The 25,998-nt window shown below is 40.5% G+C and carries 22 protein-coding genes; 5 read left to right on the forward strand and 17 right to left on the reverse strand.

Going from position 1 to position 25,998, the window contains the following annotated elements:
• Positions 1–83 precede the first annotated feature (83 nt).
• Together yfmH and yfmF are read right to left on the reverse strand one after the other, a co-directional pair.
• A complete protein-coding gene (gene yfmH, locus IGJ37_RS12325) occupies positions 84–1,388 on the reverse strand; it encodes an EF-P 5-aminopentanol modification-associated protein YfmH (RefSeq protein WP_002380969.1) in 1,305 nt (434 codons plus the stop codon).
• The gene (gene yfmF, locus IGJ37_RS12330) at positions 1,381–2,649 is read right to left on the reverse strand and encodes an EF-P 5-aminopentanol modification-associated protein YfmF (RefSeq protein ID WP_252671603.1); all 1,269 of its coding nucleotides are present in this window, start codon (positions 2,647–2,649) and stop codon (positions 1,381–1,383) included. The genes yfmH and yfmF overlap by 8 nt, the downstream gene beginning before the upstream one ends.
• A gap of 208 nt (positions 2,650–2,857) precedes the next feature.
• On the opposite strand from yfmF, the gene mscL reads away from it, so the two are divergent.
• Positions 2,858–3,307 (forward strand): large conductance mechanosensitive channel protein MscL, encoded by a 450-nt coding sequence (mscL, locus tag IGJ37_RS12335; protein WP_002354883.1) that lies wholly within the window; start codon positions 2,858–2,860, stop codon positions 3,305–3,307.
• 40 nt (positions 3,308–3,347) lie between these two features.
• Here mscL and IGJ37_RS12340 read toward each other — a convergent pair whose 3' ends face one another.
• The 3 genes from IGJ37_RS12340 to treR all read right to left on the reverse strand — a co-directional run bounded on the left by IGJ37_RS12340 (position 3,348) and on the right by treR (position 5,981).
• The gene (locus tag IGJ37_RS12340; RefSeq protein ID WP_252671604.1) at positions 3,348–4,067 is read right to left on the reverse strand and encodes a WxL domain-containing protein; all 720 of its coding nucleotides are present in this window, start codon (positions 4,065–4,067) and stop codon (positions 3,348–3,350) included.
• A gap of 94 nt (positions 4,068–4,161) precedes the next feature.
• On the reverse strand, positions 4,162–4,872 hold the full coding sequence (locus IGJ37_RS12345) for a WxL domain-containing protein (RefSeq protein WP_252671605.1): 711 nt from the start codon (positions 4,870–4,872) through the stop codon (positions 4,162–4,164).
• A 395-nt stretch (positions 4,873–5,267) separates the two neighbouring features.
• Positions 5,268–5,981 carry a trehalose operon repressor gene (gene treR / locus IGJ37_RS12350; RefSeq protein ID WP_002354877.1) on the reverse strand — a complete coding sequence of 238 codons (714 nt, stop codon included), beginning with the start codon at positions 5,979–5,981 and terminating at the stop codon, positions 5,268–5,270.
• 261 nt (positions 5,982–6,242) lie between these two features.
• Here treR and IGJ37_RS12355 point away from each other — a divergent pair, with 261 nt between their 5' ends.
• The 3 genes from IGJ37_RS12355 (at position 6,243) to IGJ37_RS12365 (ending at position 10,660) form a co-directional block, all read left to right on the forward strand.
• Positions 6,243–8,987: a glycoside hydrolase family 65 protein gene (locus IGJ37_RS12355; protein ID WP_252671606.1), complete on the forward strand. Its 2,745-nt coding sequence runs from the start codon at positions 6,243–6,245 to the stop codon at positions 8,985–8,987.
• A gap of 14 nt (positions 8,988–9,001) precedes the next feature.
• Positions 9,002–9,652, forward strand: coding sequence for a beta-phosphoglucomutase (pgmB, locus tag IGJ37_RS12360; RefSeq protein WP_002354875.1), 651 nt, complete (start codon positions 9,002–9,004; stop codon positions 9,650–9,652).
• Between the two features lie 414 nt (positions 9,653–10,066).
• A complete protein-coding gene (locus tag IGJ37_RS12365) occupies positions 10,067–10,660 on the forward strand; it encodes a PBECR4 domain-containing protein (protein WP_002385181.1) in 594 nt (197 codons plus the stop codon).
• Between the two features lie 240 nt (positions 10,661–10,900).
• Here IGJ37_RS12365 and pepG1 (IGJ37_RS12370) read toward each other — a convergent pair whose 3' ends face one another.
• Together pepG1 (IGJ37_RS12370) and pepG1 (IGJ37_RS12375) are read right to left on the reverse strand one after the other, a co-directional pair.
• Complete coding sequence (pepG1, locus tag IGJ37_RS12370; protein ID WP_002392696.1) at positions 10,901–11,044, reverse strand: type I toxin-antitoxin system toxin PepG1; 144 nt, start codon at positions 11,042–11,044, stop codon at positions 10,901–10,903.
• Between the two features lie 494 nt (positions 11,045–11,538).
• Positions 11,539–11,682, reverse strand: a complete 144-nt coding sequence (gene pepG1, locus IGJ37_RS12375; protein WP_002392696.1) for a type I toxin-antitoxin system toxin PepG1 — start codon at positions 11,680–11,682, stop codon at positions 11,539–11,541.
• An 815-nt stretch (positions 11,683–12,497) separates the two neighbouring features.
• Between pepG1 (IGJ37_RS12375) and IGJ37_RS12380 the strand changes: the two genes are divergently transcribed.
• Entirely contained in the window at positions 12,498–13,031 is a 534-nt protein-coding gene (locus IGJ37_RS12380; RefSeq protein WP_002385180.1) for a CPBP family intramembrane glutamic endopeptidase, read from the forward strand.
• Positions 13,032–13,084: 53 nt separating this feature from the next.
• Here IGJ37_RS12380 and IGJ37_RS12385 read toward each other — a convergent pair whose 3' ends face one another.
• The 10 genes from IGJ37_RS12385 to IGJ37_RS12430 form a co-directional block, all read right to left on the reverse strand.
• Positions 13,085–14,056 carry a ribose-phosphate diphosphokinase gene (locus IGJ37_RS12385; RefSeq protein ID WP_002381060.1) on the reverse strand — a complete coding sequence of 324 codons (972 nt, stop codon included), beginning with the start codon at positions 14,054–14,056 and terminating at the stop codon, positions 13,085–13,087.
• Positions 14,057–14,230: 174 nt separating this feature from the next.
• Positions 14,231–14,668, reverse strand: a complete 438-nt coding sequence (gene msrB, locus IGJ37_RS12390) for a peptide-methionine (R)-S-oxide reductase MsrB (RefSeq protein ID WP_002354871.1) — start codon at positions 14,666–14,668, stop codon at positions 14,231–14,233.
• Between the two features lie 132 nt (positions 14,669–14,800).
• Positions 14,801–15,355 carry a Maf family protein gene (locus IGJ37_RS12395; RefSeq protein ID WP_002354869.1) on the reverse strand — a complete coding sequence of 185 codons (555 nt, stop codon included), beginning with the start codon at positions 15,353–15,355 and terminating at the stop codon, positions 14,801–14,803.
• 24 nt (positions 15,356–15,379) lie between these two features.
• Positions 15,380–17,512 carry a DNA mismatch repair endonuclease MutL gene (mutL, locus tag IGJ37_RS12400; protein ID WP_252671608.1) on the reverse strand — a complete coding sequence of 711 codons (2,133 nt, stop codon included), beginning with the start codon at positions 17,510–17,512 and terminating at the stop codon, positions 15,380–15,382.
• 31 nt (positions 17,513–17,543) lie between these two features.
• Positions 17,544–20,120: a DNA mismatch repair protein MutS gene (mutS, locus tag IGJ37_RS12405; RefSeq protein WP_325815227.1), complete on the reverse strand. Its 2,577-nt coding sequence runs from the start codon at positions 20,118–20,120 to the stop codon at positions 17,544–17,546.
• Entirely contained in the window at positions 20,121–20,507 is a 387-nt protein-coding gene (locus IGJ37_RS12410; protein ID WP_002359008.1) for a RicAFT regulatory complex protein RicA family protein, read from the reverse strand.
• Between the two features lie 73 nt (positions 20,508–20,580).
• Positions 20,581–21,378 carry a TIGR00282 family metallophosphoesterase gene (locus IGJ37_RS12415; protein ID WP_002354864.1) on the reverse strand — a complete coding sequence of 266 codons (798 nt, stop codon included), beginning with the start codon at positions 21,376–21,378 and terminating at the stop codon, positions 20,581–20,583.
• A gap of 159 nt (positions 21,379–21,537) precedes the next feature.
• The gene (gene rny / locus IGJ37_RS12420) at positions 21,538–23,094 is read right to left on the reverse strand and encodes a ribonuclease Y (RefSeq protein WP_002354863.1); all 1,557 of its coding nucleotides are present in this window, start codon (positions 23,092–23,094) and stop codon (positions 21,538–21,540) included.
• Between the two features lie 396 nt (positions 23,095–23,490).
• Positions 23,491–24,537, reverse strand: coding sequence for a recombinase RecA (recA, locus tag IGJ37_RS12425; protein ID WP_002354860.1), 1,047 nt, complete (start codon positions 24,535–24,537; stop codon positions 23,491–23,493).
• Positions 24,538–24,650: 113 nt separating this feature from the next.
• A complete protein-coding gene (locus tag IGJ37_RS12430) occupies positions 24,651–25,895 on the reverse strand; it encodes a competence/damage-inducible protein A (protein ID WP_002354857.1) in 1,245 nt (414 codons plus the stop codon).
• Positions 25,896–25,998 lie beyond the last annotated feature (103 nt).

The following is a 25,998-nucleotide window of genomic DNA, read 5'->3' on the forward strand; positions in this document are numbered from 1 at the left end:
TTTAAGAATACCACAAAAGAAGCCAACTGAGGATAACAAAATTGAAAGATTTCAAAGATTTTTCTTTTTCTTAAACAGTTGGTTTATTGCTCGGTTTCTCCTTTAGGATACATGTAGAAACGGCTCAATCCTTCTTCACGAATAAAGGTCTCTGCTACTTGGCGGACGTCGGCTAATTGAATGCTTTCAATGACTTCAATCTTATCAAACAGCGTGGTTTCCCCAAACAATGATTGTGAAAATTGGTTGGCGATATACTCTAAAGAGTTTAAGGATTGGAAATATTTACCAATCATTTTTTTCTTCAATAAGGACAAATTTTCTTCCGTTAATTCTGGACTTGTTGTGGCAGATAATAAAATAGCTTCAATTCGTTCTGCTAAGACTTCTGGTTGCTCACTATCACCGCCAATATCCGCAAAATGGAAACTGCGATCTAAATTAAAGTCATAACTAAAACTATCATCTAACAAGCCTTCATCATAAAGAGCCAAATAGTTTTGAGAGGTATTACCAAACAATAATTGTAACAACAAGTTCACGGTGACTTGATATTTCATTAAGTCACGACCCGTTGTTGGCACTTCATCTAAGCCTTTCAAGCCAACAAGCACTTTTGCCCGTGTGACTGCCATTTCAATGGCGCTCTCTTTGACAATGTCAGCAGCTGTTTCTTCAGGGAAATGCCGACGAATAGGTTGGGCGGCAGGAAACTCTTTCGCCGCTTGATTTTCACGAATGAAGGCCATTAACGCTTCAGGGTCCATTTTCCCTACCACGAATAAGGTCATATTACTTGGATGATAAAACGTATTGTAGCATGTATACAAATCCTCTGCGGTAATCTCCGCAATACTTGCCACTGTGCCGGCAATATCAATATGCAATGGATGCTTCGGATAAAGGTTGCCTAAAATCCCAAAGAACAAGCGCCAGTTAGGATCATCTAAATACATTTGAATTTCTTGTCCAATGATGCCTTTTTCTTTTTCGACCGTTTCCTTCGTGAAATACGGCGATTGCACAAAATCAAGCAACGTTTCTAGATTTTGTGTCACTTGATCCGTCGTTGAAAACAAATAACTCGTCTTCGTAAAACTGGTAAAGGCATTCGCTGAAGCCCCTTGTTGCCCAAATTTTTGGAAGACATCGCCATCTTCTTTTTCAAACATTTTATGTTCTAAAAAGTGGGCGATTCCGTCAGGCACTTCAATCATTTCCTCTTGACCAATTGGCACGAACGTATTGTCGATGGAACCATAATCGGTCGTAAACAAGCCATACGTTTTTTGGAAATCATTTTTCGGCAATAGGTAAACTTTTAACCCATTCGCCAGTGTTTCTGTATACAATGTTTCTTTAATTTGTGCATAGTCTTTTTTAATCATTTTCCGTTTCTCCTTCCAAAAAGAAGATCGCTTGAAGTTCCAAGCGTTTGGCCACTTCTTGGATTTCTGAAATGGTTACGGCATTAATCCGCGCAATCCATTCCTCCGCCGTCAGCATCGTCTGCGGCATTAATTCGTTCAAGTATTCTTTTTCCAGCCACGCGCCTGCATTATCTAACGCTAAGATATACTGATTTTTTAGCATTGCTTTCGTTTGTTCAATTTCTAATTCGCTAATCTTACCTAAGCGAATATTTTCCAATTCTGTCGAAATCAAACGCAAGACCTGATTCCGATTTTTGCCATCGATCCCTGTTTGAACCGTCATGAAGCCACGGAAAGTGTCGATACTACTAGAAGCATAATACGCTAAATGTTCTTTTTCACGGACATTCATAAATAATTTAGAATGCGGGAAACCGCCAAAAATCCCATTAAACACTTGCAACGCAAAATAATAGCTATCGCCATAATAAATATCCGTGTTGTAAGCCAAGTTTAATTTCGATTGGGCTAACACCTCACGCTCGGTCCGCTCTTCAATCACGTTGCGAATTGGTTGATTGTAGAAAATCGCGGCTTTGCCTTCTTCACGAGGCGTAAACGGTAATTGCTTGAATAACGGCACTAGCTCCGCCTCATTGACATCACCTAAAACAAAAATATCCACTTGATCTTCCGCCAACATTTTTTGATAATATGCCGCTAATGACGCCGCTGTTTCCTCAGCTAACGCCGCAGCGGTCCCGAAACTAGGAATTTTTTGATCCTCCGATTGATTAAAATAGACACTTTGAAGCGCCAAAGAGGCATAGGTTTGCTTATCCTCCACAATACTTTCCAAGTACGCTTTCAAGTTCTCTTTCTCCCGTTGGAAGGTTTCCGCCTCGAATTGGCCCGCTTGAATATTGGGGGCAAAAATAATTTCCTTCAAAAAGTCCACCGCTTCGGCGAGAACCTGACTATCCTGTAAATAATGATCATTGACAATGTTCATAGAAATATTAAACCAATGTTGATTGCCTTTTTTGGAAACACCAATCCCAAAGCTGGCACCGTAAAGTTCCGCCAAACGCTCACTTAACTTGACTTGATTCGGGTAATTCAAGCTGTTGGTTTCCATCAAACTGGACAACAGCGTTCTTTTTGTAATGGTTTCATGATTTAATCGTGTATTAAAGCGGACTAAAAGACGCACCGTTTTATATTTTTCTGTAGGAATGACGTGTAAATTCACGCCTTTAACTAATTGAACAGACATTGCCGCATCGCTCCTTCATTTGCTTCATCTTACCTAAAGAATGCTGTGAAATATATGTATCGCGTAAATTCTAAAGCATTTTTTAATGTTTTTTCCAATAGCTCCATTATAACACAGCTTCAGGTGCTTTCTGAATGATAAGAGTTTTTCAGTTCAAATTTTCAAGAAGATTCGGTATACTGTTTTTAAAGTGAGGAGGGAAAAAAGAATGATTAAAGAATTTAAAGAGTTTATCATGCGCGGGAGTGTCTTAGACCTAGCCGTTGGTGTTGTCATTGGTAGTGCGTTTACAGCGATTGTGACACAAGTGGTGGAAGGCTTGATTACCCCGTTAATTAGTCTGATTTTTGTCTTGACGACTGGGAAAAAGAGCGCCGACGATGCATTGGGTGCCCTTGTTTATAAAGTCGAAGGCGTTGAATTCAATATTGGTAGCGTGATTAGTGCACTTATTACATTTTTAATTACGGCCTTCGTCCTCTTCTTGATTGTCAAAGCGGCCAACAAAATGAAAAACCGCGGCAAAAAAGAAGAAGCGGCAGAAGAAGAAGTGGTACCAACGAGCGAAGATTACTTAAAAGAAATTCGCGACTTGCTAGCGGCGCAAACACCGCCTGCTGAAACTGTCAAAACAGACAGCACCTTCACAGAGAAATAAGCAAAAAGTCATCCTGAGGGGATGACTTTTTTGTTTTGCCTTAGATTGATGGTCCTGCGACGAGGTTCCAGGTAACAGTCCCTGTATAGGCACCCTTTTTAAGTTGTTGCATTGGTGTGGTAACGTTTAAAGTAGTTTTATTAAATCGTACACCCCATAATCCTTGACCTTTTCCAACTCCTGCTGAGGTAATAGTAGAAGCGCCACCACCAATTTTTATATTTGTTCCCACTGCTGTCGGTGCTGTAGCATCATTAGCAATATTCTTCCCATTTAAAGTTGAAGTCAATGAATACCAACCAGTTTCAATACCTTCAGTATTAACTGCTGTTCTAAACTCAGCATAATAATTAATTAATTCAAAGTTGATATCTCCTGATAAAGTATCTGTCCCATTCACCATTTGCTGAATTTCTGCCGTTAAATGCCAGCCTTCTTTTGTACCACGCAAATCACCCACATATACATCTGGATAAGTCCCTACGGAGTATTTCAAGGCAGACAAATCCGAACCAATTTTACCTGTTTCAAACGCCGTTCTTTTGGGAATAGCTAATATATCAAAATTAGTATTAGAAGATTCTAAATCAGGATCTGTTGTCGAACCATTATTACTATCTTGATCTGGCAACGTCCCTCCACCAAACTCCACCTGGACTGGCGTATTCCCTGTCGTCACCGCCTGCGCTGAAAGGGGAGCCAAATTAGCGCCAACTACGGCACTACCAATCAATAAACTTGCCATGATTTTCTTTTTCATCTATGTACGCTCCTTTGCTTTCAATTCGTCTATAAAGTACAGAACAGCAAAGTGACGATTGCTGTTCTGTACTTGATTCTTTTATTTCTTGTATTTAGATAGATGGTCCTGCGACGAGGTTCCAGGTAATGTAGCCTATATAGGCACCTTTTTTAAGTTCTTGAGTCGGTGTTGTGACGTTCAAATCAACATCCATTAAATTTGCTGCCCATGTTCCTTGACCTTTACCAATAGATGCTGACATTAACGTGGAAGCCCCGCCACCAAGCTTCAAGTTCGCTTCATTAGAGACAGGTGCTACTGGATTATTAGCAATATCTATTCCATTTTGAGAAGTTTCGGTTATATAAAGTCCTGTTCCAGATGAAATAATATATCGTGCATATACAGTACGAGGAACTAGTCTGATAGATCCCTCTAATTGCTCGGTGCTATTAGGATTAGTCATTCCCGATATTTCCCCTGTTACATGCCAACCTTCTTTGGTTCCACGTAAGTCTCCGACCATAACACTTCTACCCCTTTCGCCAGGGAGTAACTTAATCGCAGATAAATCGTCGCCAATCTTCACAGGAGAAAAGTTTAAACTTTTCGGAATTGCTAGTAAATCAAAATCCGTATTAGGCGCATTTGGATCTGGGTCTACCTCAATAACATCACTACCATGATCTGGCAACGCACCTCCACCAATCCCCACAGATACCGGCGTATTCCCTGTCGTCACCGCCTGTGCTGAAAGTGGTGCCAAACTTGCACCAACTACGGCACTACCAACCAATAAACTTGCCATTATTTTCTTTTTCATATGTACATCTCCTTTAACATCCTGAATTCCCAGTGCGCCCTAGTTGTTTCTTCGGCGCTGCTGAAGCTATGGCTTTATTATACAAGATTCCCCCTTGTCTGTGATTTTAAATATTGAACAGTTCTTGCAAAAAAACAACATTTCCTTTAAAAGCAACGTTTCCCCTTAGTTTAAAGGCTTTTTTTCAACACTTATTGATATTTTTGGCTGTTATTTAATGGTTTTTCCGAAAAAATACTTTAATAAACAACGAGAAAACGTCACAAAGTAGAGGTCAAACTCTAACTTTGTGACGTTTTCTCCTAAAATCTTATACATTTATTTGCAGTTGCAGCGAAAAAACCGTAATTTTTTATTTAATGACAGCCGTTTTTATATTTGTTCGTCACTAAGACTTACAATTTACGGCGACGAGCGAATTCCACAAACTTAAATTTGTTTAAGCGGTGACGAGATTCCGTATAGCCAAAACAGCGGGTATCTTCCAAGTTCATAATACTGCGGACCACGACGACATGATTGCCTTCCACTTCACCAATCAGCTGCTTGTCCATCTCTGTGAGCGGTTCCACGGTAATTTCTTTCTGGGCATAACTAATCGCCAAGCCAAGGTCGTTTTCCAGATAATCGAAAATCGAATCTTCGGCACGGTGCTTCGGCAGTTCTGGGACAATCTCTTTAATCAAGTAATCAATATCTAAAATATCGACTTCCCCTTCAATCTCCCGTTGCCGAACTAAGCGCCACACAGGGGCCCCTTCCGTCCAACCAGTCAACTGAGCCAAGTTGCGCTCCACAGGAATTTCTTCTAAGGAAACCACATGCGTATGACTTTCAATATGTTGCGTTTGTTGTAACTCCTTGTAACTGGTCACCCCTGAAATAGGAAAATTAAACTTTTTAAAGTTGAGCACAATCGAGCCTTTGCCTTGTTTTTTCTGAATGTAGCCAGCGTTAATTAGTAAATTCAAGGCTTTCCGAATTGTTTCACGGGAAACATTGTAGGTTTCCACTAATTGATTTTCACTAGGTAATAAATCGCCTGGCTGATAGTCGCCTTGGACAATTTGTTGTTCTAATTCTAAAAATATGTCATGAAACTTGTTCATGCCGATCCTCCTCTACCAACAATTTCTTTTCTAAAAGCATAGCATATTCCCTCCGAAAAACCTAGAGCTGGTCAGAAAAATCCCCCGCACTTTCTGCCTTGCTTACGCCACAAACTCCCCCAGCCAAACCACTGCTTGACCGCCTTTTTTTCGGACCCAGCGCAGTCGATTGCTGCCCCCTTCTGGAAAAGTTTTCCCAAGAATCTAGGGAAAATCCTTGTAATTCTGATTCGTTCATACTATACTGTAGTCAAACGAAACATGTCTATACAAGTTCACAAGGAGGCGCCAAACATGACTATTTTAGAATTAACATTCGCAACGAACCAACTAACGACGACTTTTTTTAACCATAAATTGGAACCGCTTCACCAAAAAACGTTCCCTTTTGAAGCCTTGACTATCGAAGAAACGGTTCCTGAACTGTGCCAATTGATTGTGGCAGAGGCTGCGCCGATTCTGGGGGGGATTGTGGCTGAGTTCCCAGCGGACTTCTTTTCGCCAGAGGAAACGTTGGCGCTGGTTCCGCAAGCGGTGATTCAAGCATTCGCGGAACAGTTGAACACGCCACTTTTAACGGCAGCCGAACAAGCGGCGGCACCGAATCTGCTGGAAGCATTTGAAGAAAAACGGCAGTATCTGGCTTGGCATTTAGACTATTATGGCTACGTGCCTGGGAAAAATGAATATGCGGTGGAGTCCCTGTTAACTGTCGGCAATGGTTTTTTAGGTTTGCGCGGCACGACACCTGAGATGACGATTTCTGATGATCATTATCCAGCGACCTACATTGCGGGGCTTTATAATACAGCGGCTTCGGAAGTTGCGGGTCAAGTAGTGGAAAATGAAGATTTCGTCAATGCTCCTGACAACCAACACATCGCTTTAAAAATTGGCGATGCCACTGACTGGTTAACGATTTCCCCAGACACGCTACAACAATTACACCGTCAATTGAACTTGAAAACGGGATTGTTTGTCGCAGAAATGATTTTGAAAGATGCGGACAATCAGCAAATTAAATTAACGACGAAAAAAATCGCCAATATGGCACAGCCGAATGACTATCATCTGCAATATACGTTTGAGCCGTTAAACTTTTCGGCCCCGATTACTTTGAAAACCGTCACGGATGGCAGTGTCTACAACTATAACGTGGCGCGGTATCGCAACTTAACAGCCAAACATTTTCAGGTGACAGCATTAAGCGCGCAGGAAAACAAAACCGTGATTGAGGTTTGTACCAATCAATCCAACTTGAGCGTCCGAGAAACGGCCTTGATAACCGGTGATTTTTTTGAAAAAGAAGCGATTACGATTCAAGAAGAAGCGGAAAAAATCGCCCAAGTGGTGACCGTGATGGCGCACCAAGGAACGCGCTATACGCTAGAAAAACAAGTCTTTGTGCAAGCCAGCCACGCCGAACAAAGTTGGCAGGTACCGTTTACGCCGAAGGACTCTTTTGCGGCCGCCGCTCAGGAAAGCGCCCGCGCTTGGCAAACCCTTTGGCAACAAGCCAACATTACCGTGACAGGCGATTTGATGTCTCAAAAACTTTTACGGATTCACAGTTATCACTTGCTGGCTTCGGCTTCGCCTTTTAGTAACCAAGCGCAAGCATTGGACGTCTCGATTACCGCCCGAGGCTTGCACGGTGAAGCGTATCGTGGACATATTTTTTGGGATGAAATTTTTATTTTACCTTTTTATATTCAACATTATCCTGACACAGCGAAACAATTGTTGCTGTACCGCTACCACCGATTAGAGAAGGCGAAGGAAAATGCGGCGGCCAGCCAGTATCGTGGCGCAATGTATCCGTGGCAATCAGGGCGTGATGGGCGTGAAACCACGCAAAAACTTCACTTAAATCCGTTGAATGGACATTGGGGCGAAGATCATAGCATTCTGCAACGGCATGTGTCCCTAGCGATTGCTTACAATGCTTGGTTGTATTGGCATAGTACACAGGATCATGAATTTATGAAACAATATGGCGGCGAAATGTTGTTAGAAATCGCTCAATTTTGGAACAGCGCTGCGACGTTAGATGACGCAACAGGACGGTTCTTTATTGATAAAGTGATGGGACCTGATGAGTTTCACGAGGGCTATCCAGACCAAACGGAAAGCGGCTTGAAAAACAACGCCTATACGAATTTGATGGTGGTTTGGCTATTCGAAGAATTAACCAACATTTTGGCACTTTTCTCTGAGGAAGAACAGGCACAACTTTTTGCCAAAACTCAGACCACTTCTGCTGATCTAGCCCGCATGCAGCAAATTCAAAATTCACTGGAAATTGAAGTTAATTCTGACGGCATTATTGCGCAATATGAAGGGTATTTCGGCTTAAAAGAAATTGACTGGGCGGCGATGAAAGAGAAATACGGCAATATTTACCGCATGGATCGAATTTTAAAAGCCGAAGGAGAATCTCCCGATGATTACAAAGTGGCGAAACAAGCCGACACGTTAATGTTGTTCTACAACTTAGACAAAACTCGGGTGGATCAAATTTTAGAAGATTTAGGGTATCAATTGCCTGCGGATTATTTGGAAAAAAATCTTTTGTATTATCTAAAACGGACGTCTCATGGTTCGACTTTGTCACGAATTGTTCATGCCCAATTGGCAGAAATGGCGCAATTCCATGAGCTATCTTGGCAACTTTATCAAGAAGCGTTGTATTCCGATTATCGTGACATTCAAGGTGGCACGACCGCTGAAGGGATTCATACAGGGGTCATGGCTGCGACGATCCACGTTACTTTAGCGACGTATGCAGGCGTTGACACGCGCCAGAACGAGTTATCAATTTGTCCAAACTTACCTGAACATTGGCAATCGCTGGCCTTCCAGTTTATTCATCAAGGCGTGACGTATCAATTTTCATTAACACAAACCAGTGTCACGATTACAGCAGATAAAGACACACAATTATTGGTTCAGGGCGCGTTGATTCCGTTAACCGCCGAACGACCAAAAGAAGTACATTATCAATAAAGGAGCGAACCACAATGACGATTGGATTTATTTTTGATTTGGATGGTGTCATTACTGACACCGCCAAATTTCATTATCAAGCTTGGAAAGCGTTGGCCGATTCGCTAGGCATTTCCATTGACGAAACCTTCAACGAAACATTAAAAGGCATTAGTCGGATGGATTCCTTGGACCGCATTTTAGCCCATGGCCACCGTGAAAATGCGTTTACTCCAGCAGAAAAAGAAGCCTTAGCTCAGCAAAAAAATGACCACTACGTTCAATTATTAGAACATTTAACAACAGAAGATGTTTTACCTGGTGTCGTGCCATTGCTACAGCAAGCCCAAGCACGTCACATTCCCTGTGCCGTGGCTTCGGCTTCAAAAAACGCGCCCCTGATTTTGGAAAAATTAGGCGTGCGCGCGTACTTCGCCACAATTGTCGATCCCGACTCGTTAAGCAAAGGCAAACCTGATCCTGAAATCTTTTTAGCCGCCGCTGACAGTATTGGCGTGCTACCGCAAAACGCCATTGGCTTTGAGGATGCACAATCAGGCATTGACGGCTTGAAAGCCGCGGGCATCTATGCCGTCGGCTTGTCGGCCAGCCAACCCTTAATCGGAGCCGACATGCAAGTCTCTGAAATGACTGAACTAAGCGTTGATGCACTGCTCAATCGCTAAAGAAGGACAAGAACCTTTAGCAGCAGGCACCTCTTTTCATCTACATTGTATCTATGCTAGAATGTAGATGAAAAGAGAGAGATGCGTCAACATACCTCTCTAGTGTAGAGCCGTTTAAGACGGTGACCTTTTTATTGTCATTACACTCCATTATTAGATTAAAAAGGATTGAGTTGAACGTGGTTCTGTGGTAGACTTTTATTAGAAACAAGTAGATGTTTCTTGATGATCAGGCATCATAATAACTCAATACTGAAATCGGAAGTAATAGCCGATAGTTGGCGAGCAACAGAAAAACTCGATATAGAATTGGACGTAGAGCCAATAGTTGGTGAGCAACAGAAAAACCTGAATTATATTTGAAGTTTAAAGAAGGCAAGCTAAGCTTGGCTTCTTTATTTATAGGAGAAACTAATGATTGAGAAAAAAGATTTTGACACAATTAGAAAGGCGTTCTTAATTTATGACACCAACTTCAATAATCATATGTTCACTTATACATATCAACATCGGAAAACAAAGAAATTGTTAGAAATGAACGTTCAATTTGAAGCTGGGAATTTTATGCATTTATGCGGAGTTGACTATTATCAAATAGATAAACAAGGGAGCTGTAAATTTCGTTTTAAGGCTACTCAATTTTACAGAGCTTTAAAAAATAATAAAGTTTCACTGCGCGGGATTAAACCTAAAGATGATGGAACCACAGGCCAAAAATTACAAGTAATTCCTCTATTAGAAATGCTTATTTCTCCAGGTGTACGAATATGCGATGGAGGAAAATTTTATAATTTACAGTATGAAAAAGCAATTCGCTCAGGCAAAATGATTGTGGCGTTAACATGTAAAGAGAATAACAAAAAGTACGTTCCACAATCTTTATTATCGTTAATAAATCAGCCACGAAAGAGCCAATCGAAATCTTTAACTGAATCCCATGAAGTAATTAAAATAAGTAAGTCTGAGCTGAATAGCACCTCAGTAATTGAAGTTTACGATAAATTTTAACAAAAAAGCGGGCTAAACAGACTATAGGCAAAGAGAAAAAGCCCAGAGGTTTTTCTCCTCTTTAACAGCTTTTAGGATTGCACGGATTAACGCTAAATTTATTCGTACTTTTCGGGAAAATGTGCTATAATGAAAATGAAAAGAGAGATATGCTTCAACATACCTCTCTGATGTAGAGCCGTTTAAGACGGTGACTTTTTGAATTATTTAAAAATAACCGTACTCGGTCAAAGTTGACGGTTATTTTTTATTGTCATTTTTAAGCAATTTCACAATCAGTGCAATCAAAGCAATGGTAAACATACCAAACCCTAGGATCGTCTGAATTGTTTCATATGCTGACAAAAGGCCTCTCCTTTCCGTAAATTTTGGAAGTACGCTCATACGCACCACCTCACCGAAAGAGGAAAGTCTCTGCTCCTACGCTTCTCACTTTGTTGCGATGCTCGTCGCAAAGCGCATGTTCCTTTGCGCTTGCCTCCGCCTTAACTACTCTACACTTGGATTATACCATGTGAAACTAAAAAATAATTAGTTTTAAATATATTTTTTTAGGGAAATGTGCTATAATGAAAATGAAAAGAGAGATATGCTTCAACATACCTCTCTGATGCAGAGCCGTTTAAGACGGTGACCATGTTAATTATTTAAAAATAACCGTGCTTGGTCAAAGTAAACGGTTATTTTTTATTGTCATTTTTAATAGCTTTTAGGATTTCACGGATTAACGCTAAATTTATTCGTACTTTTCGGGAAAATGTGCTATAATGAAAACGAAAAGAGAGATATGCTTCAACATACCTCTCTGATGCAGAGCCGTTTAAGACGGTGACTTTTTGAATTATTTAAAAATAACCGTACTCGGTCAAAGTTGACGGTTATTTTTTATTGTCATTTTTAAGCAATTTCACAATCAGTGCAATCAAAGCAATGGTAAACATACCAAACCCTAGGATCGTCTGAATTGTTTCATATGCTGACAAAAGGCCTCTCCTTTCCGTAAATTTTGGAAGTACGCTCATACGCACCACCTTACCGAAAGAGGAAAGTCTCTGCTCCTACGCTTCTCACTTTGTTGCGATGCTCGTCGCAAAGCGCATGTTCCTTTGCGCTTGCCTCCGCCTTAACTACTCTACACTTAGATTATACCATGTGAAACTAAAAAATAATTAGTTTCAAATATATTTTTTTAGGAAAATGTGCTATAATGAAAACGAAAAGAGAGATATGCTTCAACATACCTCTCTGATGCAGAGCCGTTTAAGACGGTGACCGATTTAGTTACAAAAAATAACCGTACTCGATCAAAGTTGACGGTTATTTTTTATTGTCATTTTTAACAGCTTTTTAGTTTCCAAGGACCAATACTTTACTATTAGCAACGAAGTTCACGGTCCTTTGTGCTTGTCTCCACGTTCATTTCTTTTGCTTATTGTTTAAATCCTACTAACGGAAAAATGAAATCAACGAATTTTATCCCCGCATAAAACATAGGGCAAACATCAAAATCTTAATTAAGATTTTGACAATTGGTCGTTCAGTTATCTTTTTCATTTGTATACTCCTTTCCAATATTTTTAAAGCTCCAACCTTTTTAATCTTTTTGACATCTATATTTTATCTAATTATAATAAAACTCACAATAGAGGAAGCATCATTTTTTCATTTCCTTTTTATTCCTTGATTAGTAGTTCAATTTGTAAACATATCATTCTGATAAAATAGGAAAGGTGGTTGTTATAGTATCGAGACAAAATTATCTACAAAGAAAAAAACACTTCTTTATCTCCTGTTCACTTTTTTGACAGCCCTACCCAGCATAGAAGCATTAACTGGAATGAGCTTAATAGCTATAAAAAATAACGAAAAAGCCTTGATTATCTTTGATAGTGTACTATCTTTAATTATTATTATCGTGCTGTCAGTTTTCTATAAAAAAATAGTAAAGAAAAAAAAGCAAGCTATCTTTAAAAGTCTATTACTAGCTATTGGCATGTTCTTATTTTCTATTATTCTAAATTTACTTTTCTCACGCATTCCTACTCCAGAAAATCAACATTATATTAATGAAGTCCGAAATGTAGCACCTGTTTTAATGGCCCTTCATACTAGACTCTTTTCACCTATAATAGAAGAACTCCTGACTCGTGGCATTTTTATGAACTTATTTTTTATAAAAAACACCTCTCGAAGTGTCTTATGTAAAATATTTTTTTCTGGTCTTTTTTTTGGTCTTAGCCATGGACTATTACCATCAATTTCCATGCTTTTTTATTGTGGAATGGGCTGGGTTTTAGCCTCTACCTATTATTTCTGTAATAACAATCTCACGTATCCTCTTGCTATTCATTTGCTATTAAATAATTTATAATACACAAAAAAACCCGCCCACATCAGAAAAATGATGTGGGCGGGTTTTTGTAATTATTTATTTTTTGTTTCAAATAACGGACTAACTGGTTTGTTTTCGTGGATACGTTTAATCGCATCTCCGATTAATTCACCAACGCTGACTTCGTCAATTTTAGCAATTTTACGATCATCAGATAGGTAAATAGAGTCTGTTACAACTAAGCGTTCAATTGCTGAATCTTCAATACGTTGTAAGGCTGGTCCTGATAAAACGGGATGTGTACAAGAAGCGTAAACGTCTTTTGCTCCGGCTTCTTTCAATGCGTTTGCAGCAAGAGAAATTGTCCCCGCTGTGTCAATCATGTCATCAATTAAGACACATGTTTTGCCTTCCACATGACCAATGATATTCATTACTTCTGCTACGTTCGCTTTTGGACGACGTTTGTCAATGATCGCAATTGGTGCTTTTAAGAATTCTGCCAATTTACGCGCACGCGTTACACCACCATGGTCAGGGGAAACAACAACGACGTCATCGCCTTGAATGCCGTGTTCGATGAAGTAATCGGCAATTAATGGTGCACCCATCAAATGATCCACTGGAATATCAAAGAATCCTTGAATTTGGACCGCATGTAAGTCCAATGTCAACATTCTTGTTGCACCAGCTTTTTCAATCATGTTTGCAACAAGTTTAGCAGTGATTGGTTCCCGGGCACGTGCTTTACGGTCTTGACGTGCATACCCATAATAAGGCATAACCACGTTAATTGTTTTAGCACTCGCACGTTTTAACGCATCAATCATGATTAATAGTTCCATTAAGTTATCGTTAACAGGGCTACTTGTTGATTGAATGACGTAAACATGTGCACCACGAATACTTTCTTCAATATTCACTTGAATTTCGCCATCACTAAATTGTGTTACAGAGCACTTTCCTAGCTCCACACCCACAGCATCCGCAATTTTTTCTGCTAAGGGACGATTAGAGTTCAAAGAAAAGATTTTCAATCTTGGATCAAAATAATGTTTCGACATTAGAACCTCCACTTTCTATTTCAGCCAATTCGTTAAAACTGAACAATACTTTCCTTCTAAAATAATAGTAGTCCTAGCCAAATAAATCAAGAGATTTTCTGTATTTCATACAAGATATTCATCAAAAGTCGCTTTCTTCTAACTATTTTATCGTATTTGTCTAAAAAATGAGGATTATTTGAATAAAGAAAGGTACTCGCCATAGCCTTCTTTTTCTAAATCTGCCACTGGCACAAATCTCAAAGCTGCCGCATTAATGCAATAACGTAAGCCGCCTTCTTGGAGTGGGCCATCAGTGAAAACATGCCCTAAATGTGAATCCGCTTCTTGACTGCGAACTTCTACTCGGTGCATGCCGTGACTAAAATCAGCTTTTTCTTTGACGCCACGTTTTTCAATTGGTTTGGTAAAGGATGGCCAGCCGCAACCAGCATCGTATTTGTCCAGGGAGCTAAACAACGGTTCGCCACTAACAATGTCTACATAGATTCCGTCTTGGTAAAAGTCATCATATTCTCCTGAAAAAGGGCGTTCTGTTGCGTTTTCTTGTGTGACGGCATATTGAAGATCCGTCAAGGTTTGTTTTAATTCTTCTTCTGTTGGTTTTGTCATTCTGTCCACTCCTTTTCTTCTGTTCAATTTATTGGGTTCAATGATACCACGTTTGCCAAACAGGCACCTAATAGTTTGCATAGTAAAAGACAGTCCTTTTTCTTTTTGACGAATGAAAAGGACTGTCTTTTATTAGTTGAATTCTTTTAGCAGTCGGGCTACTTTGGCAATTGGTAAACCCATAATGGCGTAATAATCGCCAGCGATTGCTTCAATTAGTAATGCTCCTTGTCCTTGGATACCATAAGCACCTGCTTTGTCGGCATATTCTGCGGTATCTAAGTAAGCATGGATTTCCGTGTCTGTCAGTGGATAAAACGTCACGGTTGAATGAACTGTCGCGGAGCGCTCTTTTTCCCCTTGTTTCAACGTCACACTTGTATACACGTCATGTGTTTTGCCACTTAGAAGGCGCAACATGCGATAACCGTCTTCCCGAGAAGTGGGTTTGCCGAGGATCTCTCCCGCCAATGCCACAATTGTATCGCAGCCAATGACTAGTGCTTCGGGGGATTGTTCTGCTATAGCCGCTGCTTTTTGGGCAGCCATTTGCGCCACATATTCTGCTGGTAAGCCGTCTTTGCCAACAGTTTCATCGATATCGGCTGGTGCAATCGTAAAAGTTGGAACCACACGCTTTAATAACTCCTGACGGCGAGGAGATTGGGATGCTAAAATAATTTGCATAAAATGATGACGCCTCGTTTCTTTTTAATGGGGGTCTTGAATGCGTTTAAACATTCGTTCCATATCTGAATTCGTAAAATGAATCAGCACCGGACGTCCATGCGGACAATTAAACGGATTTTCGCACAAGGCTAAATCTTTTAATAGCACGCGTGCTTGTTGCTCATTGAGGTAATGATTGGCTTTGATGGATCGCTTACAGCTCATCATAATGGCAGTTGCTTCACGGAATTTTTTCACGCTGACCGAGCCAGTTGTTAGCAACATGTCAATCATCTCGCGAACAATGCTTTCCTCTTCGCCTGCAGGATACCAAGTTGGGTGCGCCCGCACAATGAAACTATTTTGTCCAAAGTCTTCCAAATGGATGCCGACTTCCGCAAGGGTTTCTTTCTGCTCTTTAATTTTCAAGGCATCGCTATTTGGATAATCAATAACGATTGGTACCAATAGTTCTTGTAAATCATCACTGACTTCGCCAATTTTTTCACGGAAGTACTCGTATTTAATTCGTTCTTGGGCAGCGTGTTGGTCGATAATAAACAGGCCATCTTTGCTTTGTGCGAATAAATAAGTTCCGTGCATTTGACCGAAGTATTCTAGCTCAGGAAAACGTTCTGTCGGTCGTTCTTCTTCCAACTTGTTCAGGGCTTGTTTCAGTTCTCTTTGACTCGCAGCGCTATTGGCATCGAATTCCGGATGAAGTTTCATTTCTTCTTGGAAAACCTCGTCAGCAGCCTCTGATGAACGCAGAGAAGGTTCTGAATCAGATACTTCAGTTATTTTCGTTTCTTCGGCTATTATCTGTTGCTCATTACTAGCTGTTTCCCAATGATTTGCGGAATCAGCAGCTGCCGAAGAGGTTTCGTAAGCTGACGTTTCTTCCGCTACACTCGTTGATTCTGGCACTGGCGGCGCAAATGGGTCGTCCATTGGGTCCACTGCTCTTTCTGTCTGGTTGACAGCTTCAGGGGCGCTTGAGACTGGTGTTTCGTCTGTCGCATGTTCCGCATAGAAGCGACCCGTTGCGGGATTATAGCTTAAGCTGCCCGGTCGTTGTTTTACCGCAGGTTGTTCAGTCGATAAAGGAATTTCCATTTGTTCGGCTTTAGGTTCTGGCGGTAGTTTCTTTTTAAAACGCAAATTGTCTGCCGCATTGGGAATCAACTGTTCTTGGCTCAACACTTCTTGAATCGCCTGTTCAATTAATGCCATTAAATCTTTTTCTTTACTTAAACGAACTTCTTGCTTAGTAGGATGGACATTGACATCAACTAACAGCGGATCCATTTCAATTTCTAACACAGCAATTGGAAAACGCCCCACCATTAGTTTCGAACCATAGCCGGCTACAATTGCTTTATTTAACGCGAAATTTTTAATATAACGACCATTGATAATCGTTGATAAATAGTTGCGGCTGGCCCGTGTGACTTCTGGCAATGAGACATACCCTGTCAAAGTAAAATCAAGGTCTTTTCCTTCAATTTTCAACATTTTCTTTGCGGTGCTAATGCCATAAATCCCGGCAATCGTTTGTTTTAAATCACCATTGCCTGTTGTACTCATCATTTTGTGGCCGTCATGAACTAAGCGAAAAGCGACTTTAGGGTGGCTTAACGCCAGACGATTGACAATGTCACCAATATTGGCCAATTCCGTTTGGATCGTTTTGACGTATTTCAAACGAGCGGGCGTATTATAAAATAAATTAGAAACGGTCATTTTTGTGCCTTTACGGAGGGCTGCTGGTCGGTTTTCTTCGACCTTGCCCCCTTTTAGAATCACATAGCTGCCTTCTTCTTCCTCAGCTGTGGCAGTTTCGACAATCATTTCAGAAACTGAGGCAATACTTGGTAAGGCTTCGCCTCGGAACCCCAAGCTGCGAATTCGGAACAAATCATCTCTTGTATGAATTTTGCTTGTGGCATGGCGTTTGAAGGCATTCAGTACATCTTCTTTGGCAATTCCTTCACCATTATCAATAATTTGAATGGTTTTCAAGCCAGCTTCTTCAATAAAAATATCAATTTGAGTGCTTCCTGCATCCAGTGCATTTTCCACCAATTCTTTGACGACAGAAGCGGGACGTTCAACAACTTCACCAGCAGCAATCTGGTTGGCTAGTTGTTCGGATAGTTCTTGAATTTTCCCCATTTCACGACCTCCTAACCGGTTCGGTTCCTAATTAGATACGTTTTTGCAATTGATGAAGCATGTTTAACGCATCTAGTGGTGTCATTTCTAATAGATTCATTTTCTTCAATGTGTCAATGACACTTAATTCTTCTGTTGAAACTTCTTTAAATAATGAAAGTTGCTCGGTTTCTTCATGGACTTCTGAAACTTCTTCATGATGAACTGAACTTGGAATCGTTGTTTCTTCCGCTTCTAAAGCGGATAAAATGGTGGCTGCTCGTTCTAAAAGCGGGCTTGGTAAACCAGCGATTTTAGCAACATGTATCCCATAGCTCTTATCAGCAGGTCCTTCCATCATTTTATGAAGAAAGACCACTTCGCCATCTTTTTCGACAGCGCCCACGTGAATATTCTTCAAGCCTTTTAAGGTTTCATCTAGAACAGTTAGTTCATGATAATGTGTAGAAAATAGCGTTTTGGCTTGTACTTCACGATGGATATATTCAATGATGGCTTGCGCTAGCGCCATTCCATCATAGGTTGCTGTGCCGCGTCCTAATTCATCAAATAAAATTAGGCTGTTAGGCGTGGCGTGCCGCAGTGCTTGGTTGGCTTCCATCATTTCCACCATAAAGGTACTTTGCCCTGCAATTAGATCATCAGAGGCCCCAATCCGTGTAAAAATTTGATCGAAAATTGGCATTTCAGCACTTTCCGCTGGTACAAAACAGCCAATTTGCGCCATGACCACCGTCAAAGCCAATTGACGCATGTAGGTACTTTTCCCTGACATGTTTGGTCCAGTAATCAAGAGAATATCTGTTTCTGGGTTCATGCGGATACTGTTTGGAATGTATTCTTGATGCCCTAAAACTTTTTCCACGACTGGGTGTCGTCCTTCGACAATCGCCAAATTTTTCGTGTTACTTCTTAACGTTGGTCGAACGTATTGATACCGTTCACTAATTGTTGCAAAAGATTGTAAAACATCAACCGCACTAATGGTTTTAGCCAGTGTTTGCAACCGATCAATGTTCGTTTTCACTTGTTCTCTCACGGCCAAGAACAATTGATATTCTAGTTCAACTGATTTTTCTTCGGCTTCTAAGATTAAACGTTCTAATTCTTTTAGCTCTGGCGTAATAAAGCGCTCCGCATTGGCTAATGTTTGCTTACGCTCGTATTTTCCTTCTTCTAAATTCGCTAAATTTGACTTAGTGATTTCAATGAAATAACCAAAGACCCGATTGTAACCAATCTTCAAGTTTTTAATCCCTGTTTCTTGGCGTTCTTTCGCTTCTAACTCCGCTAACCATTGCTTACCATTGCGCATGGCATCACGGTATTCATCTAATTGGTCGTTATAGCCGTCCTTAATAACGTTTCCTTCAGTAATTTGTAAAGGGGCTTCTTCATTAATCGCCGTCGCAATCAATGCCACTAAATCTTCAACAGGGTTTAAGTCGACTAACAAATCATCCCATTCCCCTTGATTGATCCCGACAATTAACTGTCGAATCGTTGGTACTTGTTCTAAAGAGGTCCGTAATTGAATTAAATCACGCCCATTCACACTGCCGAATGCCACGCGTCCTGCTAACCGCTCTAAATCATAAACGTTCGTCAATGCTGCTTGCAAATCTAAGCGTTCAAAATAGGCACTTAATAAGGATTGCACCATTTCTTGACGCGCCTTAATTTGACGTTCCTGAATCAGCGGACGATCCAACCATTGTTTTAATAAACGGCCGCCCATAGCTGTTTTCGTTTCATCTAATAGCCACAAAAGAGTCCCTTTTTTCTGTCCTGTTCGAATCGACTGACTCAATTCTAAATTGAATTTAGAATAATGATCCATTTTCAAGAAATGATCTGGCTGATATTCCACAGCTTTCTGAATATGGGACAAGCTCCGCTTTTGGGTAACGGATAAATAAGATAATAATTTGCCTGTAATTTCAATTTCTAATGGATTAATCAGTTCATTGGTTAAAAAACTAAACTCGGCATTTTCTTCCACCGTTTCTTGTGTCGAAAAGATAATATTTAAACGTAAACTTAAGTTCTCTTTTAACGATTCAGGAATCCCTGAACCTAGGACCATTTCTTTTGTTTGCAACGCAGAAGCTTCGTTTAAAACGCCCTCTTCATCAGCCAAGACTGCTGTTTTTAATTCGCCTGTACTCAAATCTACATAGGCAAAACCGAACTGATTACCATCTGTTAGCACAGCGGTTAAGTAATTATTGTCTTTGGCTTCCAAGCCTTTACTATTCATCACCGTTCCTGGCGTTACCAACTGGACCACTTCTCGTTTGACCATGCCCTTGGTAGTCTTTGGATCTTCCACTTGCTCACAAATCGCTACTTTATAGCCTTGCTCAATCAACGTATCAATATAGCCTTGCGCGGCATGATAAGGAACGCCACACATAGGAATCGGATCATCCGCATTGCGGTTACGACTGGTTAACGTCAATTCTAAGATTTGCGCTGCATTGATAGCATCTTCATAAAATAATTCATAAAAATCACCTAAGCGATAAAATAAAAACGCATCCTTGTATTGGGCCTTAATGGATAAATATTGTTCCATCATGGGTGTATTTTTTGTCTTTTGTGGCATTTAATTCCCTTCCTTCTCTAGCTCTTCGTTCACGCGGTATTGAATGAGCGCCGTGACATGTTGGACTAAGTCATTGGCTTCGATCAGTTGTTCGCGGTAGGCTACAACGAGTGGGTGCTCATCAAACTCTTTTGTTTTCGCATCAGCTCGTTGAATGGCTTCTTTTTCAGCAGTTGGTTTGCCATAGTGAGCAAATTGAACCGCATCTTTTTGCGCAGCTTTAATTTCTTCCACTAATTCTGTCAGCTTTTTGTTTTTCTTTACCTTTTCTTCAATCGCTTGGTAGCGCTGAATGACTTCATCTTGTCCAATTAAATGTAACAATTTTTCTAATTCTTTATTACTTTGTGCATCTAAATTCAACGGCTCCATTTTTTTCACCTTCATCTTTCACCGGCACTTTTTCTATAAGAGCAGAAAAAGTTAACCTCTTAATGATCCGAGATTAACTTTTCTTCTATTATTCTTGAAACGGGCGATCTTCGCTAATCTGAATCGGCTCAATCATCTTCGCTTGGCCCGTTTGGTCATCAATCTCTAAAATACAGGCAGATAAAATTGTCCGCCCTGTTTCGACTACCTCAAAGCGCTTCGGCAATGCTGTCATAAACTTCTCAATAATCGGTTCACGCTTCATTCCTAGAATCCCATCATAAGGTCCGGTCATACCGACATCACTTAAGAAGGCTGTCCCTTTCGGTAAAATCCGAGCGTCATTTGTTTGAACATGCGTATGTGTTCCAACAACGGCTGAAACTTGGCCATCTAAAAACCAGCTCATGGCTTGTTTTTCGCTTGTCGTTTCGCCATGAAAATCCACAAAAATGAGCGGTGTCCGTTTGCGAGCGATAGCCACTAGCTCGGCGGCTTTCTTGAAAGGATCTTCCAATGGCACCATAAATGTGCGGGCCTGTAAATTAATCACCGCTAGTTCCAATTGATTGACTTTCACAAAAACCATTCCTTGACCAGGCACATCTTCTGGAAAGTTCGCTGGACGAACCATTTTCTTCGCATCATCAATGAATTCAAAGATATCCTTGTTGTCCCACGTATGGTTACCCATCGTAACAACATCGACACCATCTTGCAAAAATTTCTTATAAATCTTGCCAGTAATTCCCCGACCAGATGCCGCATTTTCACCATTGGCAATGGTCACTTGTGGACGATATTTCTTCTTTAATTTAGGGACATACGTTGCTAGGGCTTCTCTTCCTAAAGAACCGACAACATCTCCTATAAATAATATACGCAAAAAGGTTCCTCTTCTCTTTTTAACATCTCTTGTTTATTATAGTTGTTTTCGCTTTGAAAAGAAAGTTTTGGTTTTAAAAGATTAAAAAAAGTGTCTCAACGAACAATCCTTGCAATTGTTCATTGAGACACTACACGCGATACTTATTCGCTTTTTATTTTATTTCGCATAGTCAACGGCACGTGTTTCACGGATAACCGTTACTTTGATATGTCCTGGATAATCCAAGTCATCTTCAATTTTCTTCCGAATGTCTCGAACTAAACGAACAGATTCTAAATCAGAAATTTCTTCTGGTTTCACCATGACACGAACTTCACGTCCTGCTTGAACAGCAAAACTTGAATCAACGCCTTCAAAACTATTAGAAATATTTTCTAAGTTTTCTAAGCGGCGAATGTAGTTTTCTAACGATTCACTACGTGCACCTGGACGGGCTGCAGATAACGCATCTGCGGCTGCCACTAAAACAGAAATAACTGAGGTTGCTTCCACATCACCATGATGCGAGGCAATGGCATTAATAACTACTGAATTTTCTTTATATTTCGCAGCTAATTCTGCGCCAATCTCAACGTGAGAACCTTCAATTTCATGATCCAATGCTTTCCCAATATCATGTAGTAAACCTGCACGTTTGGCTAATTGAACATCTTCGCCTAATTCGGCGGCTAAAACGCCAGCCAGTTTTGCTACTTCGATTGAGTGGTTCAAGACATTTTGACCATAACTTGTTCTGAAACGTAAACGGCCTAAAATTTTAATTAAATCAGGATGTAACGTATGAGCACCTACTTCAAAGGCTGCTTGTTCTCCGTATTCACGAATCCGTTCATCCATTTCTTTACGTGATTTTTCTACCATTTCTTCGATGCGAGCGGGATGAATCCGACCATCTTGGATTAATTTTTCCAAGGTCATTCGAGCGATTTCTCGTCTGATTGGATCAAATCCGGATAACACAACCGCTTCTGGCGTATCATCAATGATTAAGTCAATCCCTGTTAATGTTTCCAATGTACGAATATTACGTCCTTCACGACCAATAATGCGACCTTTCATCTCATCATTTGGTAAAGTGACCACGGAAACAGTTGTTTCAGAAACAGAATCGGCGGCGCAACGTTGAATTGCTAGGGAAAGCAAGTTCTTCGCTTTGCGATCAGATTCTTCTTTGGCACGTTGTTCTGACTCCTTGACCATCAAGGTTAGTTCATGATTCAACTCTTCTTCTGTTGACTTCATAATAATCGATTTTGCTTCTTCTTTTGAAAGGGAAGCAATTCGTTCTAATTCTTGATGTTGCTGATTAATTAAGTTTTCTACTTCTTTTTCTCGCTCATCAATTAATTGCTGTCTAGCACCAAGTTTCTCTTCTTTTTCTTCCAGTGAGCCTTCACGTTTTTCAAGAGAGTCATCTTTACGATCCAACGTTTGTTCCCGTTGAATTAAACGATTTTCTTGAGATTTAAGTTCTAATCTGCTTTCTTTCAACTCACTTTCAATTTCTGAACGATACTTCTGGTTCTCTTCCTTAGCTTCTAGCAATGCTTCTTTTTTCAGTGTTTCTGATTCTTTCCGAGCGTTCTCGAGAATACTCGACGCTGAAATTTTTGCACCATTTATTGCTTTATCATGACGTGACTTTGCAATAACAAATCCTAAACCAAGACCGACAATCAAACCGACGATAGCGAGGAGAATATTTAAAACCATATTTCCACCTCCATACTATCTTTTTGTTAATTCATATCTTGTAGTTTTTTGATAAACTAAAATCAATTATCAATATGCCTACTTGCATATTTGTGCATACACACAATTTTATTCTAATGTTTGTCGCGAAAGGTGTCAACTTAAAAAAGCCCTTTCTTTTGGAAAGGGCAGCAAATATTAGACAACGTCACATTTTTAGGTTTCCGCCGTCACGAATTGTTTAAATTTTAGAACAAACGCCGCATAGTCTGCTGTTTGACTAAGCTGCTTGATGTGGATGGGTTCGGACATGGACAACAGTCTATTTAACAATTTAGTTCTAAACAAAGAAAGACAACACCTGTCCTGTTCAGTAAGTGTTGTCTTTCTTCTTAACGAGTCGTATTCACTCGTTATTTATTCATCTAAGGGTAATTCTTCTTGACCTTCTGCTTCTTCTGTAATGGTTGAACCGTCACCGATGCCGTATGCATCACGGACCAATTTAGACACTTCTGCCATCATTTCAGGATGATCCGCCATGTATTGTTTGGCATTTTCACGGCCTTGGCCAATTCGTTCTTCTTTGTAGCCATACCAAGCACCACTTTTGCTGATAAGGTCTTTTTCCACAGCCATATCTAGTAATTCGCCTTCTTGGGAAATCCCTTGGCCATACATGATATCAACTTCTGCCACTTTAAATGGTGGCGCCACTTTGTTTTTAACGACTTTAATTTTTGTGCGGTTACCGACGATGTCTGTTCCTTGTTTTAACTGTTCTGCACGACGGACTTCTAGACGAACCGTTGCGTAGAATTTCAATGCACGTCCACCAGGAGTTGTTTCAGGATTTCCGAACATCACGCCAACTTTTTCACGAATTTGGTTAATGAAAATAGCAATTGTTTTTGTCTTATTAATTGAGCCTGATAATTTACGTAGTGCTTGAGACATTAGTCGAGCTTGTAAGCCGACATGGCTCGCTCCCATCTCACCATCAATCTCTGCACGAGGAACTAACGCAGCAACCGAGTCGATAACAACGATGTCAATCGCACCACTTGAAACTAAGGCATCGGCAATCTCTAAGCCTTGCTCGCCCGTATCTGGTTGAGATAAAAGTAATTCATCGATGTTAACGCCTAGTTTCTCCGCATATTGAGGATCCAATGCATGCTCAGCATCGATAAAAGCGGCTGTTCCACCATTTCGTTGCACTTCTGCAATTGCGTGTAAAGAAACAGTTGTTTTACCTGAACTCTCAGGACCATATACTTCAATAATTCGGCCACGTGGATACCCACCTACGCCCAATGCAACATCTAACGCTAAAGAACCACTAGGGATAGTTGAAATTTTTTGATCAGCTTTTTCGCCTAATTTCATAATAGAGCCTTTCCCAAAGTTCTTTTCAATTTTTTTCAGTGCGGCATCTAAAGCCACTTTACGATCATCTGCCAATGGATAATCCTCCTTTAATTTATATAAACTTATTTTTCATTTCCTGTTAGTAGGTCTATCATATCTCTTTTGTACCAAAAAAGCAAGAAAAAACCGAACAAACATTCGCATATTTATTTTTTATTAATGATTCGGCGCCGCAAAAGATCTAACCCTCGCATAACCGCACTCTGTCTAATATAATTTCGGTCACGGTTAAAATGGAAACATTCTGCAACGGTTGGTTGGCCTTCTTCCGCCAGCCCAATCCAAACAGTGCCTGTCGGTTGACCTTCGATTGGGTCACCAGCGACCCCAGTAAATGATAAACCATAGTTAGATTTAGCTAACTGACGCGCTTTCTCTGCCATTTCTTTGGCACACGCTTCACTTACCGTGCCATGTTCTTCTAAAAGTTCATGAGAAATTCCTAAAAAGTTCTCTTTTGTTTCTTGCGAATACGTCACGAAGCCTCCCTTAAAAATCTTCGAAGCGCCCGCAATTTCCCCCAGTGTACTTTGGAATAGGCCAGCGGTGAGGCTCTCAGCAGCCGTGACGGTTTGTCCGTTTTGTAATAACAAATCCACTGTTACCTTGGCTAAACTATTGTCATCCCCATACCCATAAAAATAGTCTCCCACTTTAGCTAAAACCTTTTCTTCCGTCGCTGTTAATAATTCTTCGCCAGCTACTAAGTCTTTTGTTTTAACTGTTAAACGAAGTGTCACTTCATTAGGCTTAGCATAAGGCGCAATGGTTGGATTCGTTTGGTGCGCAATCAACGATTGAATCTCGGTCACCAGCTGTGATTCACCAATGCCATAAAAACGCAAGACTCTTGAAATCAATTGTTCTTCTTGTGGAAACGCATTAATCAATAAAGGTCGTGCCGCTTGTTGAAACATCGGAATTAATTCATTGGGCGGCCCTGGTAAGAGCAAATAGCTTGTTGTGCCTTCTGTTACGAAAGAACCAACCGCTAATCCTGTCGGGTTTTGAAGAACTTGTCCACCTTCAATGGCTAACACTTGTCGTAGATTATTTTCCGTCATTGGCCGCTTAGACTGTTGGAAAAACTGGTGTAAGCGGTTCAATCCTTCTTGATCTTCTACTAATGATTTATGGAGATGTTGTGCGACAACTTGCTTGGTTAAATCGTCTTCTGTAGGTCCTAGCCCTCCACAAAGGACAATTAAATCACTTCTTTGTTCTGCTTCTGTTAGTAGCGTTTCTAAGCGGCCGCCGTTATCGCCAACAACGGTCTGATAGTAAACATCGATGCCTAGCGCAGCTAACTCTTCTGATAAAAAGGTGGCGTTGGTATTCACTACTTGTCCCAGTAATAACTCTGTTCCGACTGCAATGATTTCTGCTTTCATTGATTTCCCCTTCTCTAATAACATACGTAGTTAAACTCACTTTCCATTTTAGCACAACAAAATTTTTACAAAAGAATTTGAGCTTCAGGAAATAATTTTTTTA

It is taken from the genome of Enterococcus sp. AZ104 (assembly GCF_050546705.1).
Classification (GTDB): domain Bacteria; phylum Bacillota; class Bacilli; order Lactobacillales; family Enterococcaceae; genus Enterococcus; species Enterococcus faecalis.